Consider the following 16,961-nt stretch of genomic DNA (forward strand, 5'->3'; position numbering starts at 1 on the left):
TTTTCCCCCTATATAATTTTTATATATACAGAACTTTCCATATTTATAATAGAAAGCCTTTACATATTATAACTAACACTTTACCACAACAAATGGTTATTACCAATATAATTTTCTAATTATTTGCGATAATTTAAATATTGTTTAAATTCATATGTCACTCCAATAAAAAAAGAACTGCAGGATTTTATTCCCGCAGTTCCAATAAGATTTCATATTATGCTTTACCCGCAACTTCGAATGCATCCGACAATCCTTCTTCCGGAGAAATCGTCTTTGAGACCACCCAGAATGAGAGGATTCCGAAAACGAATGCTGTCAGTATCCCCATCGCGCCGGCGATGTGTATGTTGTCCGTCATCAGCTGTACTGTCCCGTATATTGCGGTTGAAATCGCGATACCGAATGAGTTTCCGAGGGAGCTCGCCATCTTGTAAATACCGGAAGCGATACCTACCTGGTCGTTGTTGATATGGACAAGAGACGTATCCATTGAAGGCGTTGCGTACATGCCCACTCCGATACCCGCGATCAGGAATCCGATGAAGACGACAACGACATATGCTGCATCCGGCAGAAATGTCATGGCTGCCATGCTCATGCCGAGTGCCGCGATCAGTATCGACCAAAGCATCGGTTTTCTCGCCCCCAGCGTCTGAAGCATGCGCTCCCCGACCCTGATCATCACTAGCAGTGTGATGATATGACCGATGGTCAAAAGTCCCGCTTCAAATGAGCTGAACCCTCTTGCGACCTGCACGTAGATGTTTGCGACGACGATTGTTGCGACGATTCCGTTCTGCAGGAAGTTTGAAACCACTGCGCCCGTGTAGGGCTTTATTTTGAAAAGATTAAAGTCGATGAACTGATGTTTCCTTCTCTTCTCATATTCAAGGAAACCGGCGAGAACAAGCAACGTTCCACTCATCAATACGATCATCAGCGGACTCGTCCAGCCAAGCTCCTGACCCTGGGTGACAACAATGTTGACGCCGAGCAGCAGTATTACGAATAAAACGAATCCGACATAGTCGAATGGTGCTTTCTTATAATCATTCGCCTTACTTTCTTCAATGTCGCGTAAAATCCACATTGCGATCAGAGCGACGATGATGGAGATGACAAAAATCCATCTCCAGCCCATGTAAGTTGCTATCAGCCCGCCTGCGAGAGTTGCGACACCGGCACCGCCCCATGAACCGAAGGACCAGTAGCTGAGTGCTCTCTGGCGGTCTTTTTCATCAAACGCGGTTTTTATCAGTGAAATCGTTGCAGGCATGATGAATGCTGCGGATATTCCCTGAAGCGCACGGCCGGTGATCAGAAATATCGGACCCTGTGCGAGTAAGACGAAAATGCTTCCGGCTACACTGAGTATCAGGCCGATGTAAGTCATCTTCTTCCGGCCGGAACGGTCGGAAAGGCCGCCTGCTACGACGATGAACAGTCCGGAGAACAGCGCGGTCAAGCTTGTTGCAATATTTAAAATGCCGAGTGAGATATTCATATCTTCAATCATGGCAGGAATTATGTTGATCATGGAGTTGGCGAAAAGCCAGAACGTCAAAACGGCGAGTACAATACCGACAATATACATATTTGTTTTTTTGTTAGACGTTTTCATAATTTTCATCCTTATTTATAACTATAGTTTTTGTGATATTCTTAACATACATTTATGATACATGTTATAATTCTATTTGAATAGTATATAAAATCTATATAAGTATAAATATTATTTATACAAGTGAGGCGAAAATCATGGACATCAAACAATTACGCTACTTTGATGCGATCGTAAGACACGGAAAAATAAGCTGGGCAGCCAACGCGCTGTATATTTCCCAGCCCTCTTTGAGCATGTCTTTAAGCAAACTTGAAGATGAACTCGGATTCCGGTTGCTGGAACGGAATGACGGAATGTTTAAACTGACAGACTCCGGTAACGAATTTTATCATCATGTGAAATTGCTCTTATCCATATACGGAAATATGGAAGATGAAGTGAGATATATAAGGAAGAAAGGCAGCGGGAAATTGAAAGTAGGCATCACCGAAACATTCAGAATGGTGACGCCGGAACTGTTCGAACTGTTTCTTAAGGCGTACAATGACCTGGATATCCAACTGACCGAAGGCACGACCACCCACATCATCAATCAGGTCAGAACCCATCAGCTGCACTTTGGACTCACGACTTTGAACTATAAGGAAGATGACATGGAATCCATCTTCCTGGGGCAGAATGTCTACTCGGCCCTCGTCCATAGAGACTTTCCAATGCAGAATGCGAAGCTGCAGGAATTGACCGCTCATACGTTGATATTCATTGAAAACTCCACTGTGCTTAACAAATTTCTGCAGGAAAATAATCTGCAGTTCAGAAACATCATCCGGGTCGACACCATCGGGACCGCAGTCCGGCTCGTCAAAAAAGGATTGGGATTTGCAATCATACCTGAATTTTATGCGAAGAACTATACCGATGACGACGTAAAGAGCATCGACCTCCAGCACGATCTTAAAAGCCCTGATCTGTACTTGTCCTTTATGAAAGACCGTCACTTTTCCCCGGTCATCGAAGATTGTATAGAAATGACGAGAAATTATTTATTGGTATAGTGGAAAATCGGACAGAATTTCGCCGGAGGTAAATCTGTCCGGATTTTGATACGATTTTTCGTAATCTTGGAGCCTTTTCAAACATAGCTTACGATTCCAGCATCACTTTTCGTAAGCTTTACGTCGTTTCAAACATAGCTTACGATTCCGGCTCGTGCAGCGTTTGCTGCACTTTTTTGTACATCCACTCCCCCGCCATAAACAGCATTAAAGTGAATATCAGCGAAAGCGGTATATAGAATAGATCATGCAAACCAGCAAAAATCGGTTTATGTTTCAAATAAAAGTAATTGCCGTCCGTCAGCATATTGACGAAATACGCGACAGCGACATACAGCACAAACCACGGGAAGACTTTCAAACTGTCCATGGTTTTTATTTTCATATTATAGGCGATGATGCCGTAGAACGGCAGCAGCAAAGTCACCACATGGTTGATGAAGAAGCTCCACCCGATTGGGTGGGTGATGCCGTAGACTCTGCTCGGATACAGGAAGCTCAACCATGCAAATAGTCCGAAGAGTGCCAACACCCTGAACACTTTTTCATTTTTGGTGATCAGGAAGATGATGCCGAGTATCGTATTGACCCGGCTGATCTGGAGCGGCAGTGATTCGCCGAGGTCGAAGTCCAGGATGAAGTAGTAAGAGCTGTAGAGCAGAATCTGCTGGAAGACACTGACGATTAATATCGCTGCAGTAATTTTACTTCTGTCCTCTTTTAGAGCATCTCTTTTTATAAAAAGTGCGATACCGACGAGGATCATGCCGAGTATGTATATGATGTGGTCGGGATTGAATAAAGTAATGTAGTCGGCGTAGTTGGTCATTGACATCATAGCCTCCGGGTTAATGTTTAAATGTAATTATGCCTATTATATTACATATTGACCATTTATCCATGTAGTTTTTCTGTGCTGATGCTCACGTTCAATTAACGCAAAAGTCACCAGCTGTTCAGCCGGTGACAATTTTATTGGATCAATACTTCGACATGTGTTTCCGTGCCGTCGATATAATACCTCAGAGTCTCCACATTGTTCCCTATATTCAGTTCGTATACATGCAGGATTTCATCTTCACTTTCTTCAGGCTTCTCCATCTTTATATCCAGAAATCTTTCGTCCGCTTCTTCCGCTGTCAGCTCGGTCGCTCCTGGAGCATAAAATACAACGTAATCTTTGTTGCCGTCTTCCGCCTCGACATGCATGATGTTATTGACTTCTTCCGTTTCAATATATTCCTGAAGTTCGCTGTCGAGTTCGCTTACGTCCATCTCTTCCACACTTGACTCACCTACGGCTGTACAGCCGGTCAGTTCAATCGATAACAGTATGAACAGCAAGAAATATTTCATCATCTCATCCCCTTATTTTTTCTTATTATAGCTAAATATGCTTTTAAATCATACTATGATTTTATTCACCCCTGAAAATCCACCCTCTGATATAATAGGTTTGTAAATCATTTGCTATTATAAGGAGTAAATTATTATGAAGAAATTTGTTAACGCAAATATATACGGCGACCCGGAATCTACAGAGATTCTAATCGAAAACAGCCGGTTCAAAGCAATCGGCGCAAACCTCGGAGAGGCCGATGAAGTGATTGACTTAGAAGGCAGACTCGTACTGCCGCCATATGTCGATCCGCATCTGCACCTGGATTATATTTTCTCCGGCCTCGGACCGGGCAATGCGAACATTTCCGGAACTTTATTCGAAGGCATAGAGCGCTGGAGCGACAATAAAAAAGAGCTGACTGAAGAAAAAGTCCGCGAAAGTGCGCTGGAAGGCATCCGCAAAGAAGTCAGTCACGGTGTGCAGTATATCCGTACGCATGTGGATGTGACAGACCCGAACCTCACCGGGATGAAGGCGCTGATCAAACTGCGCGAAGAGCTGAAAGATATTGTGACGCTGCAGCTCGTTGCGTTCCCGCAGGAAGGTTTCTTCCGTTACGAAGGCGGCGAAGATTTAATGCGTCAGGCGCTTGAAATGGGCGCTGACGTTGTCGGCGGCATCCCCCATTTCGAGATTTCGTATGAACACGGTGTTGAGTCGCTCCGTCGCATTGTCGACCTGGCGCTCGAATTCGACGTGATGATCGACATCCACTGCGATGAAAACGACGACCCGAACAGCCGGTTTTTGGAAGTGCTGAATGCGCTTGTCATGGAAAAAGACTACGGTTATAAGACGACCGCTTCACATACGTGCAGCTTCGGTGCAGTCGAAAATTCCTATGCAAATAAAATGATGGGACTCTTCAAAGAGTCGAAGATCAATTTTATTTCATGTCCGACAGAGAACGCCCACCTACAGGGACGCGGGGACAACTATCCGAAACGGCGCGGATTGACACGTGTGAAAGAACTGCTTGAAAACGGCAATACCGTCGCGTTTGCCCAGGATTCCATCGCAGATTACTGGTACCCGCTCGGCAACGGCAATATGATGAATATTCTGGATAACGGCATCCATCTCGCCCACTACACTCATATTGATGAAATCAATAAAGCACTCGATCTGATTACGGTCAACGGTGCCGGTGTGATGAGAATCGACGAAGACTACGGCGGCTACGGTGTGGAAGCAGGAAAGCCTGCGAACTTCATCGTGCTGGACGCGGCAGACCCGTACGAAGCGGTGAGAGAACGCGCAGAAGTACTGATGTCAGTACGTGACGGCGAGTATCTGTTCAAGAAAGAAGTCAGAAAGAACGAAATCGAACATGAATTTTTGAATGAATAGACAGGTTTAAAGCTCCAGCGGATGCTCGTCATGCAAACGAACAGGTGTTAGAGCTCCAGCGGATGCTCGTCAAGTAAACGAACAGGTGTTAACGCTCCAGCGGACGCTCGTCACACAAACGAACAGGTGTTAACTCTTTATGTAAACAAAAAGCACCTCGAATCGAGGTGCTTTTTCATTCCATTTAAAGGTCTGTCGGGATGCCGCCTGTAATTCCGTAAATCTGTCCGGTAATATAACTGCCTTCGTCTGAACCAAGGAGTACATAGACCGGTGCAAGTTCTACCGGCTGACCGGCGCGGCCGAGCGGACTGCTCTGGCCGAATTCGGGAATTTTACCTTCCGGCTGTCCGTTATCCAGCTGAAGCGGCGTCCAGATCGGACCTGGAGCGACGCCGTTGACGCGGACGCCTTTGTCGGCAAAGTATTTGGACAATGACACAGTCAGATTACCGACTGCGCCATTTGTCGCTGCATAGTCAATCATCGCAGGGCTCGGAGCGAACGTATTGACAGAAGCCGTCGTTACGATTGCACTGCCTGGTTCCAGATGTTTCTCGGCAGCTTTGACTGTTTCAAACATGCTGATGACGTTCACCTTGAACGTATCTTCGACCTGCTTCACGGAAATATCCTGCAGTTCTGTCTGCGCAATCTGCTGCGCTGCATTCAATACAAGTAAATCCAGCGCACCGAACGCTTCGACTGTCTTATCAACGATTTCAGTTGCTGCATTATCATCACGTAAATCGTATGGAAGCAGCAGTGCTTTTCTGCCTTCTTTTTCAATCAATTCTTTCACTTCATCGGCGTCTTTCTCTTCGCCTGGAAGGAAATGGATGGCAACATTCGCACCTTCACGTGCATAAGCGATCGCCGCTGCACGGCCGATTCCTGAATCTCCGCCTGTAATCAACGCATTGCGGCCTTCCAGCCGGTTATACCCTTTATAGGATTCTTCCCCGCAATCCGGCTTCGGGTTCATCTTGCTCTGAAGTGCTGGCGTATCCTGCTCCTGGTCGGGAAATTCACCCGTATGGTACATCTCGCGGGGGTTGTTTAAATTTGAGTTTCCCATTTATAATCATCTCCTGATTAATTTATTCAGCAGTATATAAATACCCGTCTCCCTGTTCAATCAAACTCATTTTGCATATATCTCCGGCATTATGCTGATAAGTTGAACTTACGGTTTCATGCCTTTAACATATTAAATGAATCATAATAATACAATGAGGAGCGGTATGATGAATGTTTTAGTCATTGGCGCAAATGGACAGATTGGACAGATCGTTGTAGATAAGTTGAAGAATCACGCTGCACATGACGTCATTGCAGGCGTCAGAAAAGACGAACAGAAAAAAGCTTATGAAAATAAAGGCATCACCTCCCGTTTCATTGATTTGGAAGGCTCTATAGAGGATATGGAAAAAGCGATGGAAAACGTCGAAGCTGTCGTATTCTCTGCAGGTTCAGGCGGCAGCACCGGCGCAGATAAAACGATGATGGTCGATTTTGACGGTGCAGTCAAATCCATTGAAGCAGCTAAAAATGCAGGTGTAAAGCGCTATGTCATGGTCAGTGCAGTCAATGCAGATGACCGCGAATATTGGTCTTATGATATGGAAGAGAATTCCATTGGCGGCTATTATTTTGCTGCCAAGCACTATGCGGATGTATGGCTTGAAAATTCCGGCCTGGACTACACGGTCATCCGGCCGACACTGCTGTTGAATGATGAAGGGACAAGGAAAGTCGAAGTCGCAAAGAAATTACAGCAGGAAGGTAAGAAACTTGAAATACCACGCGAAGATGTAGCAAATCTTATCGTTGCTTCGCTTGATCATGATAACACCATCGGCAAATCATTTGATGCGAACGGCGGAGATGATGATGTAGACGAAGCGGTAAAAAAACTATAATTTAAAATAAAAACCAGCAAGCCTTGAAATACGTTTGCTGGTTTTTTAATTATCATATTGGCGCCATGTCGGGAGAACACCTCTGCCCCGACGTCGTTTTTACGCCATGTCGGGAGAACGCCTCTGCCCCGACATCGTTTTCGCACCATGTCGGGAGAACACCTCAGCCCCGACATCGTTTTCACGCCATGTCGGGAGAACATCTCTGCCCCGACGTCGTTTTTACGCCATGTCGGGAGAACACCTCTGCCCCGACATCGTTTTCGCGCCATGTCGGGAGAACGCCTCTGCCCCGACATCGTTTTTACGCCATGTCGGGAGAACGCCTCTGCCCCGACATCGTTTTTACGCCATGTCGGGGAAACCAATCTGTCTTCAGATTCAAATCAATTCATCCATAGAAAAGCCGGGGAAATTATTCCCCGGCTTTTCTATGGATGAATTATTGTCCGCTTTCAAGATAAGTTCCGACCCCCGGACCGTAAGGCAGTCCTGTGAAGTAGAATATCGCAAGCAGTATGATCCATGTAACCAGAAATGCGATGGAATAAGGGAGCATCAGTGATATATATGTACCGATGCTTGCATTTTTGTCATAGCGCTGCATGAATGCAAGGACGATTACCATGTACGGGAAAAGTGGTGTGATGATATTCACCGATGAATCCCCGATACGGTAGGCCATCTGGGTGAAACCCGGATGATAACCGAGCTGCATGAACATCGGAACGAATATGGGTGCTTCAATCGCCCATTTGGCAGAACCTGAAGTAATGAGGAAGTTCAGCATGGATGTCAGAATGATATAACCGACGACCAGTCCAAAGCCTGTGAATTCTATATCCTGGAGAAATTCCGCCCCGTTTACAGCAATCCATGTCCCGAGATTCGACCATGTAAAGTAGGCGATGAACTGAGCTATTGCGAATACAAGTACTATGTATCCCGCCAGGTCTTTAATGGACTCTGTCATATAATGCGTCACATCTTTGCCGGACTTCACTTTGCCGGTGACTATACCAAATACGACACCGATGATGATAAAGAAAAAGAGTATGATCGGAACTATACCATCAAGGAACGGCGAAGGCACAATGGTGCCGCCCTCACCCCTGAGCGGACTGTCAGGCATCATGATTACACCGACAATGATGACCCAGTATAACAGGCCGGCTCCGGCTGCGGCGAAGAAAGCCTTTTTAGCATTGGGAAGTTCCTCTGTATCCTCTTCTTCAACTTCATCTCCTTTGTACTTACCGAGTCTGGGTTCAACAAGTTTTGAAGTAAGCAATCCCCCGACAAATGTCAGTACGAACACTGAAACGATATTAAAGTACCAGTTATCCACCGGCGTCACGACCATAGTATCATCAATGATCGCTGCAGCTTCTGTAGATATACCTGCCAAAAGCGCATCTGTACCGGCAACGAACAAGTTCGCAGTAAAACCCGCACCGGCACCGGCATAACCAGCAGCAAGCCCCGCAAGTGGATGTCTGCCAACTTTGTAGAACACCAGAGCACCAAGCGGTGGAATGATGACCATTGCCGCATCAGAAGCAATATTGCCCATGATACCGACAAATACCAAAGTATATGTCAGCAGTGCCGGCGGTGATTTCAGTATTGTTTTACGAATGGCATAATCCAACAGACCGACCTTCTCTGCCAGACCGATACCGAGCATCATGGCAAGAACTAATCCAAGCGGTGCAAATCCTGTAAAGTTCTCCAGCATGGAAGTGAGAATGAACTGCAGACCCTCTCCGGATAAGAGGTTCTGTATAGGCAGTTCCTCACCGGTCCCCGGATGGACAACCGAAGCACCCGCCACGCTGAATATGTACGACAGCACAATCATGAATATTGCCAGAATAACGAACAACACGAATGGATCAGGCAGCTTATTGCCGACACGTTCAATGATATCGAGCGCCTTTGCAACAAATCCTTTCTTTTTGGTCATGGTGCACCTCTCTTTTGAAAGTGATGTAAATCTTTTTACTGCATAAAACAGACAAAACCACATTTATAAGAAAGCGTTTTCAAGATGATTAAACCATTTTCTGATTGTTCTGTCAATACAGAGTTATCTTAAATACTTAAACATGCTCTATTATTATTGTCATTATGACAAATTAAGTTGTCATAAAGTAAACTTTCTGTTACACTTTAAGTGAACGGAGGGCTTGAAAATGAAATTTGGAAATTATTATATAGACTATACTTTTTTAATCATGGCTGCAGTTTTTATCATTATCCCTTTCTTTGCAGATGCACCGCTTCTTTGGACTGGTGCCATCGTCGCCGTCATTCTTGGAACTAAGAAAATTGAACATGAAAAGGATGATAATAATGAAAACCAGATTACGTGAACTACGGGCGAGAGACCGGCTTAACCAGACGGAACTTGCTAAACTTGCGAAAGTATCCAGGCAGACGATCAGCCTGATTGAGCGTGAGGATTATATCCCCTCTCTCCTGATCGCAAAACGTCTGGCGAAAATTTTCGACGAACCGATTGAAGAGATTTTTATTTTCGAAGAGGAGGAACTATAAAATGAAACGTACATTAAGAATGCTGATGTATTTATTTTTAGGGGCGATTGCAGGGCTGACACTCAGCATTGTAGCGACAAGCACCAGCGATATTAACATGGACAGCATCTACTACTGGATCGGAGTGGTGACGTTAGCCACTTCAATCCTTCTGGCGATTGTCAGCGTATATCTTTACAGACAGCTCAAAACAGTCTCAAGTGACTATACGAAATATATGGACATGGATGCCTACGACATCTACCGCTACAACAAGTACAATGATCTGCAGGTCATCAATACGATGGCCATGATGCTGTCGATCATCGCTCTTTCCATATTCATGATTATAGAATTTCATTTTATATGGGTTCTGATCTCTGGTGTCACATATCTGGTTACCCTCTATTTGACAATTGTTCAATCAGGTATCATCAGCAGTTTATATCCCGACAGAGACCTGCCTAAGCCCGGCGATAAAAAGTATGCTGAAAAATTGCTTGCAGCAAGTGACGAAGGTGAACGACACATCATGTTGAACGGATTGTACAAAACCCATAATTTCGTGCAGATGGGATTATTCCTTGGAATAGTGATTTTGATCTTCTACTCCATCATTACCGGAGAATCACAAATATTCTCGATCATATTGATTGCAGTCATTCTGATCATTTCGCAGCTGAAATATTCAATGGAAATCCGGGAGAAATAAAATAATACTTCTCATCCAGTTTGGGGTATCCCAGGCTGGATGAGTTTTTGTCGATTACGTTTGTACCTGCTCACTTGGGATGATATTGCGAGTCAGGTGAGCAGACTGCGTTTAGTTGACTTCATTTTCACTGTCAACTAAACGGTTGAGATCCTTTGCTGTGCAGATGCCTTCACAATCAATGCTATCTAAACGTTTGAGGCCCCCTGGCGTTTAGATGGGTTGGATTTTTATTCTATCTAAACGTTTCGACCTTGTTTCCGTTTAGATGCAGCAGTTTTTCATCCTATCTAAACGGCAAACATTCAAATAATAAAAAAACAGGACCCTTCACCCGCCAAGGGGGTCCGGCTCCTGCTCCAAAATAAATTCTATATTGTAAAGGCGATTTTACCCATCATGTCCGCTTTATCTAGCCTGTCGAACGCCGCTTCAAATTCTTCTAGAGGATAGCTTTCATCCATGACCGGCTTGATATTATGCTTCTCGATAAATTCGAGCATTTCCTCAAGTTCTTCTGTGCTCGCCATCGTTGATCCTAACAGGTTGTACTGACCGTAGAAGAATTTACGCAGGTTGAAGTCTACCGTGTCTCCGGCAGATGCGCCGAATGCAACGAGTGTGCCGCCGCGTTTCAACTGGTCGACGGATTTGTTGAATGTTGCTGCACCCACACTCTCGATAACAACATCGACCTTCTCACCGTCAAGTCCATCTTCCACTCCGTCCCAATCAGATTCGCTGTGCATTACTTTATCTGCACCGAGCTCATGTAAAGTATCCATTTTTGAATCATCTCGTGAAGTCACAAACACTTCTGCTCCCACAGCTTTCGCGAACTGCAGCAGGAACGTGCCCGCTCCGCCGGTCGCACCTGGAATTAAAACGGTCATGCCCTTCTCGACTTTCGCCCTTGTAAACAAAGCCCTGTAGGCCGTCATCGCTGACAATGCCAGTACGCCTGCTTCTTCGAAAGTTAAATGTTCCGGTTTCGGCAGAACGTTCTCGCCCGGCAGTACGATGTATTCAGCAAACGTACCATTGAATGGAAACCCGACAATCTCAAAGCCTTCCGGCGGTGCGACATCATTTTCCTTCCATCCCAATGAAGGGTTGATGATGACTTCATCGCCCACTTTAACATTGCTGACCTCGCTGCCGACTTCCTCGACAATGCCTGCACCGTCTGAACCGAGCACGAGTGCCGGATCATTTTCGTCGTGGCGTCCCGGTATGAACAAGTCCCTGTGGTTCAGACCGGCCGCCTTCAACTTCACTTTTACATCGGTATCTTTCAATTCGTCAATTTCAACTTCGCCGTATTTCACGCCTTTTAAACTTTGTTCACCTTGATGATATACTGCTTTCATGAAATAAATCCTCCCTACAATGAGTTATTTTACCGGCTGTACTTTATAACCTTCATCTTCTTCAATCATCTGCCAGTTCGATGACAATGCATTACCAAGGTCCAAAGCCTGATCTCCATCCAGTTTCAATCCGGATAATTTAAATTCATCCACCTGGTAATCTTCCTCCGCAATTTTGCCGAATTTGAGTTTAATCAGGTTTTTCAGTCCGTTGAACGTCAGAAATTTGACCTTGTAGCCATCTTCAAGCAACGTCTTCAGACCGATGGACTCATCCATATCAATCAACAGACTGAAATCCAGATTTTCTTTCACCTTTTTAAATTCTTCAATGTCTTTCTGTTGCACCTTCGACAGAATCTGATCATTACTGTAGCCATAACTCCTCAAATTCTCTATCGCATATGCATCCATTAACGTAATCGAATTCATCTTGTTCCTCCCTAATGCCATGTTGATTCCATTATAACTGATTCAGGCTTTTATTCCTCTATAGAAAACCTGCCACACATTTTCGCTGCTCATTTTGGCGTCTTCAAAACTGTACAGCCCTTTCATCGTATCAATACCGTCTATCATAATAAAGTACGTATCGTAAATCTGAAGGCTGGTCAGTGAAACATCGATTTCCCCTTCTCCCTTACCTTCTTCCACCACTGAATCAAACATCTCATATAATTCCGACTCCATTTCCCTGTAGCGGTCGAGGGTGTATTCTTCAATTTCCACCGGCGGATATTTGATGAACCGGTAATAAAATTCATTGTCCATCTCCTTATTTTCATCGCCCGGGAGATGATCCATGAAAAGTTCAGACATTCTTTCAACGGCGGACTGGTTTTTATTGCTTAAAATTTCTTTGACAGACGAAAGGTACGCTTCGAACTCCTGCTGAAGTACGTCTTTGAATATATCCGCCTTGCTGCTGTAATGGGAGTAAAGAGAAGGTTTTCTGATGCCGACGTCTTCAGCAATCATCGACAACGTCGTTCCCTCATAGCCGTTCGATGCGAAATGGGCTTTACTTACAGATAAAATCTTTTCCTTTGTACTCAATACAATCTCTCCTTATGTTTCAAGTCGCTGAAATGCTTTGGCTTTGAATAAAACTGCCAGTGTAATGATGAGACCGATCGTTCCAAAACCGAGCAGCACGAGCTGTATCGAGATACCGGCGGATGTCATGATGCCGACGATTGCATAGGCAATCGGATCGAAACCGTTCATCGCGAGAAATATCAGACTCATCACCCGCCCCATCATTCTGTTTTCGGTAATTTCCTGTGTCGCTGTGAAAAACGGGATGAAGACGAATGCCATCGCAAATCCGATCAGGAAGAGCAGCACCGGCAGGATCGTCAGACTTTCGACAAAGCTGAAAACAATGTAGATAAGCACTGTAATCAACAGGCCGTAAATCGCCGTCCGCCCTTTACGCTTAATGTAATAGCTGCCAAGGACGACCGTCCCGATCAGCATACCGAGGCTGAGACTCATTTCCATAATACTTAAGTTGATCGGCGTGCCGCCGTATAGATCCGTTAAAAATGGTACAGCAATATGCAGTGTTCCGAACACGAAGAAGTTCAATGTCACGAGCACGATGATACCGATAATCAGGAAGTTGGATTTTCTGACGTAGTTGAAACCTTCCGCAAAGTTCTGAAGCGGTGTCTGCTTCACCGTATTTTCAACCGGTCCTTCTTTAATGAGCGGTGGAAATACGAATACTGCCGACAGTGTCACCAATATGCATCCGACAAGAAAACTTATTGTGACCGAGCCGAATTCCATGATTACCCCGGCAAGCATGGGACCGAAAAGGAAGGAAATCTGATCCACTCCCTGGAAGTATGCGTTCGCTTTCTGCAGCTGCTGACGTTCCACAACTTTCGGGATGAGTGACGTACTCGCCGGTCCGAAAAAGGCGTCGAGCATACCGAACAGCCCGGCAAGTACCAGGAACCATCCGAGCGTCATGTTGTCGGTGAAAATGAAAGTTGTGATCAGTGCAAGAAGCAGTGCCTGGAAAATATTAGTTCCGAACATGATGGTCGACTTCTTATAGTTGTCGGCGAGGACTCCGCCGTAAATCATCATCAAAAGTCTTGGCACGGTAACCACAATCAATACCAGGCCGAGCATTTCAGGCATGTTAAGCGTTCTGATGATATACCAGGATGTTGTCGTTAAGAACATACTGAACCCTGTCACAGCAAAGATACCGGCTAAAAGCAGCAGCATGAATGTTTTATTTTTAAATATGGATGTCTGTTTTGTCATAATTTTTCCTCTTTCACTTTAGCTACCTACCGATAGGAAGTATACCATGGAGTGTTTATTTCCGGCAATAAAAAAATCCTCCGATCAAAGGAGGATTTTAATCTATATGGTTATTCCATTGCGCGGTCCGGTATGACAAACTTCGCACACAGGAAAGCAACGATTATGGCGATGACGTTCAGGCCGAACGCAATCATTGCCGCACCCCCGATTGACATCGGACCGTCAAGTGCTGTGTAAAGTGAGATAATGATCGCAAGGCCGAACGCTGCACCCAGTGTGGATGCCATTTTGAATATTGCAGATGCCACGCCGACTTTTTCAGGCGGTGTTGTGGAAACTGCGGTATCCAGTGCCGGTGTTGCGAATAAACCGATGCCGATGCCGAATAATGCGAAACCAATCAGACAGCTGATGATGTATGCTGTATCTCCGAGAAATGTCAGTGACAGCAGTACAACACCCACGGCAAGTATGATTGGTGAAACGACGATCGCAAGCTTCGCGCCGTACTTTTTAATACTCTTCTCACCGACACGGATTGTAAACAGTATCAAGACGACATACGGCAGCGTGATGAGACCCGCTTCGAACGGCGTCAACTCAAGCTCAGACTGTGTATAGATGTTGAACAGCGCAATAGAACCGACTGTCGTATTCATCAGGAAGTTTGCGATGACCGTTCCGATATATGCTTTATTGGAGAATATGGAAAAGTCGATGAACGGCTGTTCAGTACGGCCTTCAAAATAATAAAATGCAAATGCCGCAACGAGCGTGATTACAATAATCGCAATGGATATTGGACTGAACCATCCAAGTGCTTCACCCTGTGTGATATAAATGCTGAGACCGCTCATTACGATGATGAAGATGAAAAGTCCCAAATAGTCGAACCGTCCCGTATCCACTGCTTTTTCAGTACGGATTTCTTTCAAGTCTTTAAGTAAAAACAGTGCGATAACAGAAAGTGCGATGGAAATGATGAATATCCACTGCCAGTTTATGAAAGTCGCCACTGTTCCGGCAAACAACGAGGCAAGACCAGTACCCCCGAATGCACCGATCGACCAGTAGCTGAGTGCACTTCTTCTCTTGTCACCTGTAAATAAAGTATTGATGATTGAAATGGTCGCAGGCATCAATAGTGCTGCCGAGAACCCCTGCACAATACGCCCGATGATCAGAACTGCAGGACTTGCAGTAATAATGATCAGAAGCGAACCAATGATACTCAAAATGATACCGGCATAAGTAATTTTTACTTTACCAAGCTTATCGGAGAAATTACCTGCTGCCACCATGAAGATTCCGGTGATCAGTGACGTCAGACTGATTGATAAGTTAATGATCCCGGCACTGGCACCTGCGTAAGTTTCCTGTACATGCGGTCCGATATTTAAAAATGCCTGGGCAAAAAGCCAATAGGTAATGATGGATAGAACGATACCAAGAATGATCAGATTACCTGAACGCGGTGTTCGTTGTTCTTCCATATGAATACCCTCCATTTCATGAAATTTTCCAGTATTATTCATAATATTTTTTATTATATATTTCCAGTTTAACATGTTTCTTTTTTCACAGACATGACAAACTCATGACCATTTGGAATTTTTACAATTCTTTGTGCAAATCTAGTCTTTATGAATGACCGGTATGACAATAAAACCCTTGTCCACTGTGCCGAACATTTCCTTTAATGCATGCCCTTCGTAAATTGAATACATGCCGAATGCACATAGGAACGCATCAATTTGATCTTCCAGATGTTTATGTGCTTTTTTGCTTGTCACTTCATAATCGATTTTTGATATCAGCCCGGAAATGATTTTTTCCTCATGTTCAAGTTTACCAAATCTTGTGAGCAGTCGTCCCATTTCTGTCATTGTTTCATCGAATGTCGTTTTGGGCTTTCTTTTATATTTGACCGGCGCAATTTCAGTAAACAGTCCGTTGACGATTCCTGTCGGAAACGTTTCAACGATGCTGGATTTCATTTTGTCGAACCCGAGCTGTATGCCGGGGATTTCTTCTTGAATCATATGCATCAATGTTTCCCCGCGGATTTCACCAAATACTTTTGTGAAATAATTTCTGTTTGAATTGAAGGCGCTGATACGGTGGCCGTTAATCTTCGCACGCATCATTGCCCCTTCCGCTCCGCGTGAGCCACCTTCATTCGGTACGACAAGTGGCGCATCAATGGCGATTGTCAGAGGTTCAGTATGATGCTGTTTGATGACATCCAATATCTCTTCATTCGTGTACACTTTTGAATCCAGATATTCAACATGTCCGGATCGATCCAGCACGCATACACCCGTTTCATTTTTATAAGTCCATGCGAGATCAATCCCGATGAATCTCATTTCATCCCAACTTTCCGATAAGAAAAAAAGGAGTGTTTCCACCCCTTCATTCATTTTAACCTATTTTCTTATATTGTTGCTGGTTTGATGAAGATTTCTCTATCACTTCGACAGACTTCTTGCTGTTTGCTTTTTCCAAAAACATTCTGCCCAGCGCTGTTCTTTCCTCTGTCGGCATTCTGTTCCATTTATATCCTTTAAATAAATCTTTCACTAAGAAAACTTCGCCGTCATTCAGTGACTTCGTTTCCTGCCATGCTTTTTTCAATAACTTCTTTTCTTTTTTAGCCATGGTACTCATCCTCCATTCCTGATTATTGTTATATACCCAGTTTGTATGTAGTTGTAATCATTGAGGTGCGGAATCATTGGAGAGTCGCTTAGAATATG

18 protein-coding genes are annotated in these 16,961 nt (G+C 44.6%); 6 read left to right on the top strand and 12 right to left on the bottom strand.

Annotated features, from left to right (window positions below):
• Positions 1–217 precede the first annotated feature (217 nt).
• Positions 218–1,627, bottom strand: a complete 1,410-nt coding sequence (locus tag ACY8DT_RS02385) for an MFS transporter (protein ID WP_462422209.1) — start codon at positions 1,625–1,627, stop codon at positions 218–220.
• A 134-nt stretch (positions 1,628–1,761) separates the two neighbouring features.
• Here ACY8DT_RS02385 and ACY8DT_RS02390 point away from each other — a divergent pair, with 134 nt between their 5' ends.
• On the top strand, positions 1,762–2,622 hold the full coding sequence (locus tag ACY8DT_RS02390; RefSeq protein WP_462421348.1) for a LysR family transcriptional regulator: 861 nt from the start codon (positions 1,762–1,764) through the stop codon (positions 2,620–2,622).
• Positions 2,623–2,761: 139 nt separating this feature from the next.
• Here the strand turns inward: ACY8DT_RS02390 and ACY8DT_RS02395 are convergent, their stop codons facing one another.
• Complete coding sequence (locus tag ACY8DT_RS02395) at positions 2,762–3,451, bottom strand: TMEM164-related integral membrane acyltransferase (RefSeq protein WP_462421349.1); 690 nt, start codon at positions 3,449–3,451, stop codon at positions 2,762–2,764.
• A 143-nt stretch (positions 3,452–3,594) separates the two neighbouring features.
• Entirely contained in the window at positions 3,595–3,978 is a 384-nt protein-coding gene (locus ACY8DT_RS02400; protein WP_462421350.1) for a hypothetical protein, read from the bottom strand.
• A 136-nt stretch (positions 3,979–4,114) separates the two neighbouring features.
• Here ACY8DT_RS02400 and ACY8DT_RS02405 point away from each other — a divergent pair, with 136 nt between their 5' ends.
• Positions 4,115–5,374: an amidohydrolase family protein gene (locus ACY8DT_RS02405; RefSeq protein WP_462421351.1), complete on the top strand. Its 1,260-nt coding sequence runs from the start codon at positions 4,115–4,117 to the stop codon at positions 5,372–5,374.
• 184 nt (positions 5,375–5,558) lie between these two features.
• Here the strand turns inward: ACY8DT_RS02405 and ACY8DT_RS02410 are convergent, their stop codons facing one another.
• Positions 5,559–6,452: an SDR family oxidoreductase gene (locus ACY8DT_RS02410; RefSeq protein ID WP_462421352.1), complete on the bottom strand. Its 894-nt coding sequence runs from the start codon at positions 6,450–6,452 to the stop codon at positions 5,559–5,561.
• A 169-nt stretch (positions 6,453–6,621) separates the two neighbouring features.
• On the opposite strand from ACY8DT_RS02410, the gene ACY8DT_RS02415 reads away from it, so the two are divergent.
• Entirely contained in the window at positions 6,622–7,296 is a 675-nt protein-coding gene (locus tag ACY8DT_RS02415; RefSeq protein WP_462421353.1) for an SDR family oxidoreductase, read from the top strand.
• A 442-nt stretch (positions 7,297–7,738) separates the two neighbouring features.
• On the opposite strand, the gene ACY8DT_RS02420 is transcribed toward ACY8DT_RS02415, so the two are convergent.
• Entirely contained in the window at positions 7,739–9,262 is a 1,524-nt protein-coding gene (locus ACY8DT_RS02420; protein WP_462421354.1) for an AbgT family transporter, read from the bottom strand.
• A gap of 229 nt (positions 9,263–9,491) precedes the next feature.
• Here ACY8DT_RS02420 and ACY8DT_RS02425 point away from each other — a divergent pair, with 229 nt between their 5' ends.
• Genes ACY8DT_RS02425 through ACY8DT_RS02435 form a run of 3 tightly spaced genes read left to right on the top strand, consistent with a single transcriptional unit; the run spans position 9,492 to position 10,546 of the window.
• On the top strand, positions 9,492–9,671 hold the full coding sequence (locus tag ACY8DT_RS02425; protein ID WP_462421355.1) for a hypothetical protein: 180 nt from the start codon (positions 9,492–9,494) through the stop codon (positions 9,669–9,671).
• Positions 9,652–9,855 (top strand): helix-turn-helix transcriptional regulator, encoded by a 204-nt coding sequence (locus ACY8DT_RS02430; protein WP_462421356.1) that lies wholly within the window; start codon positions 9,652–9,654, stop codon positions 9,853–9,855. The genes ACY8DT_RS02425 and ACY8DT_RS02430 overlap by 20 nt, the downstream gene beginning before the upstream one ends.
• 1 nt (position 9,856) lies before the next feature.
• Entirely contained in the window at positions 9,857–10,546 is a 690-nt protein-coding gene (locus tag ACY8DT_RS02435) for a DUF3169 family protein (RefSeq protein WP_462421357.1), read from the top strand.
• Between the two features lie 371 nt (positions 10,547–10,917).
• Here the strand turns inward: ACY8DT_RS02435 and ACY8DT_RS02440 are convergent, their stop codons facing one another.
• From ACY8DT_RS02440 to ACY8DT_RS02470, 7 genes are all read right to left on the bottom strand, one after another.
• Positions 10,918–11,916 carry a zinc-binding dehydrogenase gene (locus ACY8DT_RS02440; RefSeq protein ID WP_462421358.1) on the bottom strand — a complete coding sequence of 333 codons (999 nt, stop codon included), beginning with the start codon at positions 11,914–11,916 and terminating at the stop codon, positions 10,918–10,920.
• Between the two features lie 24 nt (positions 11,917–11,940).
• Positions 11,941–12,348 carry a hypothetical protein gene (locus tag ACY8DT_RS02445; protein WP_462421359.1) on the bottom strand — a complete coding sequence of 136 codons (408 nt, stop codon included), beginning with the start codon at positions 12,346–12,348 and terminating at the stop codon, positions 11,941–11,943.
• 42 nt (positions 12,349–12,390) lie between these two features.
• Positions 12,391–12,972, bottom strand: a complete 582-nt coding sequence (locus ACY8DT_RS02450; RefSeq protein ID WP_462421360.1) for a TetR/AcrR family transcriptional regulator — start codon at positions 12,970–12,972, stop codon at positions 12,391–12,393.
• Between the two features lie 12 nt (positions 12,973–12,984).
• Entirely contained in the window at positions 12,985–14,199 is a 1,215-nt protein-coding gene (locus tag ACY8DT_RS02455) for an MFS transporter (RefSeq protein WP_462421361.1), read from the bottom strand.
• 110 nt (positions 14,200–14,309) lie between these two features.
• Entirely contained in the window at positions 14,310–15,695 is a 1,386-nt protein-coding gene (locus ACY8DT_RS02460) for an MFS transporter (protein ID WP_462421362.1), read from the bottom strand.
• 141 nt (positions 15,696–15,836) lie between these two features.
• Entirely contained in the window at positions 15,837–16,613 is a 777-nt protein-coding gene (locus ACY8DT_RS02465) for a DUF429 domain-containing protein (RefSeq protein WP_462421363.1), read from the bottom strand.
• 13 nt (positions 16,614–16,626) lie between these two features.
• Positions 16,627–16,863: a single-stranded DNA-binding protein gene (locus tag ACY8DT_RS02470; protein ID WP_462421364.1), complete on the bottom strand. Its 237-nt coding sequence runs from the start codon at positions 16,861–16,863 to the stop codon at positions 16,627–16,629.
• Positions 16,864–16,961 lie beyond the last annotated feature (98 nt).

It is taken from the genome of Salinicoccus sp. Marseille-QA3875 (assembly GCF_054950095.1).

Excerpts from the sequence above, each read along its gene's own strand:
- ACY8DT_RS02470 (WP_462421364.1), bottom strand. The coding sequence starts at position 16,863 with ATGGCTAAAAAAGAAAAGAAGTTATTGAAAAAAGCATGGCAGGAAACG.
- ACY8DT_RS02390 (WP_462421348.1), top strand. The coding sequence starts at position 1,762 with ATGGACATCAAACAATTACGCTACTTTGATGCGATCGTAAGACACGGA.
- ACY8DT_RS02425 (WP_462421355.1), top strand. The coding sequence starts at position 9,492 with ATGAAATTTGGAAATTATTATATAGACTATACTTTTTTAATCATGGCT.
- ACY8DT_RS02415 (WP_462421353.1), top strand. The coding sequence starts at position 6,622 with ATGAATGTTTTAGTCATTGGCGCAAATGGACAGATTGGACAGATCGTT.
- ACY8DT_RS02445 (WP_462421359.1), bottom strand. The coding sequence starts at position 12,348 with ATGAATTCGATTACGTTAATGGATGCATATGCGATAGAGAATTTGAGG.
- ACY8DT_RS02440 (WP_462421358.1), bottom strand. The coding sequence starts at position 11,916 with ATGAAAGCAGTATATCATCAAGGTGAACAAAGTTTAAAAGGCGTGAAA.
- ACY8DT_RS02400 (WP_462421350.1), bottom strand. The coding sequence starts at position 3,978 with ATGAAATATTTCTTGCTGTTCATACTGTTATCGATTGAACTGACCGGC.
- ACY8DT_RS02455 (WP_462421361.1), bottom strand. The coding sequence starts at position 14,199 with ATGACAAAACAGACATCCATATTTAAAAATAAAACATTCATGCTGCTG.
- ACY8DT_RS02395 (WP_462421349.1), bottom strand. The coding sequence starts at position 3,451 with ATGACCAACTACGCCGACTACATTACTTTATTCAATCCCGACCACATC.
- ACY8DT_RS02435 (WP_462421357.1), top strand. The coding sequence starts at position 9,857 with ATGAAACGTACATTAAGAATGCTGATGTATTTATTTTTAGGGGCGATT.
- ACY8DT_RS02420 (WP_462421354.1), bottom strand. The coding sequence starts at position 9,262 with ATGACCAAAAAGAAAGGATTTGTTGCAAAGGCGCTCGATATCATTGAA.
- ACY8DT_RS02410 (WP_462421352.1), bottom strand. The coding sequence starts at position 6,452 with ATGGGAAACTCAAATTTAAACAACCCCCGCGAGATGTACCATACGGGT.
- ACY8DT_RS02405 (WP_462421351.1), top strand. The coding sequence starts at position 4,115 with ATGAAGAAATTTGTTAACGCAAATATATACGGCGACCCGGAATCTACA.
- ACY8DT_RS02460 (WP_462421362.1), bottom strand. The coding sequence starts at position 15,695 with ATGGAAGAACAACGAACACCGCGTTCAGGTAATCTGATCATTCTTGGT.
- ACY8DT_RS02430 (WP_462421356.1), top strand. The coding sequence starts at position 9,652 with ATGAAAACCAGATTACGTGAACTACGGGCGAGAGACCGGCTTAACCAG.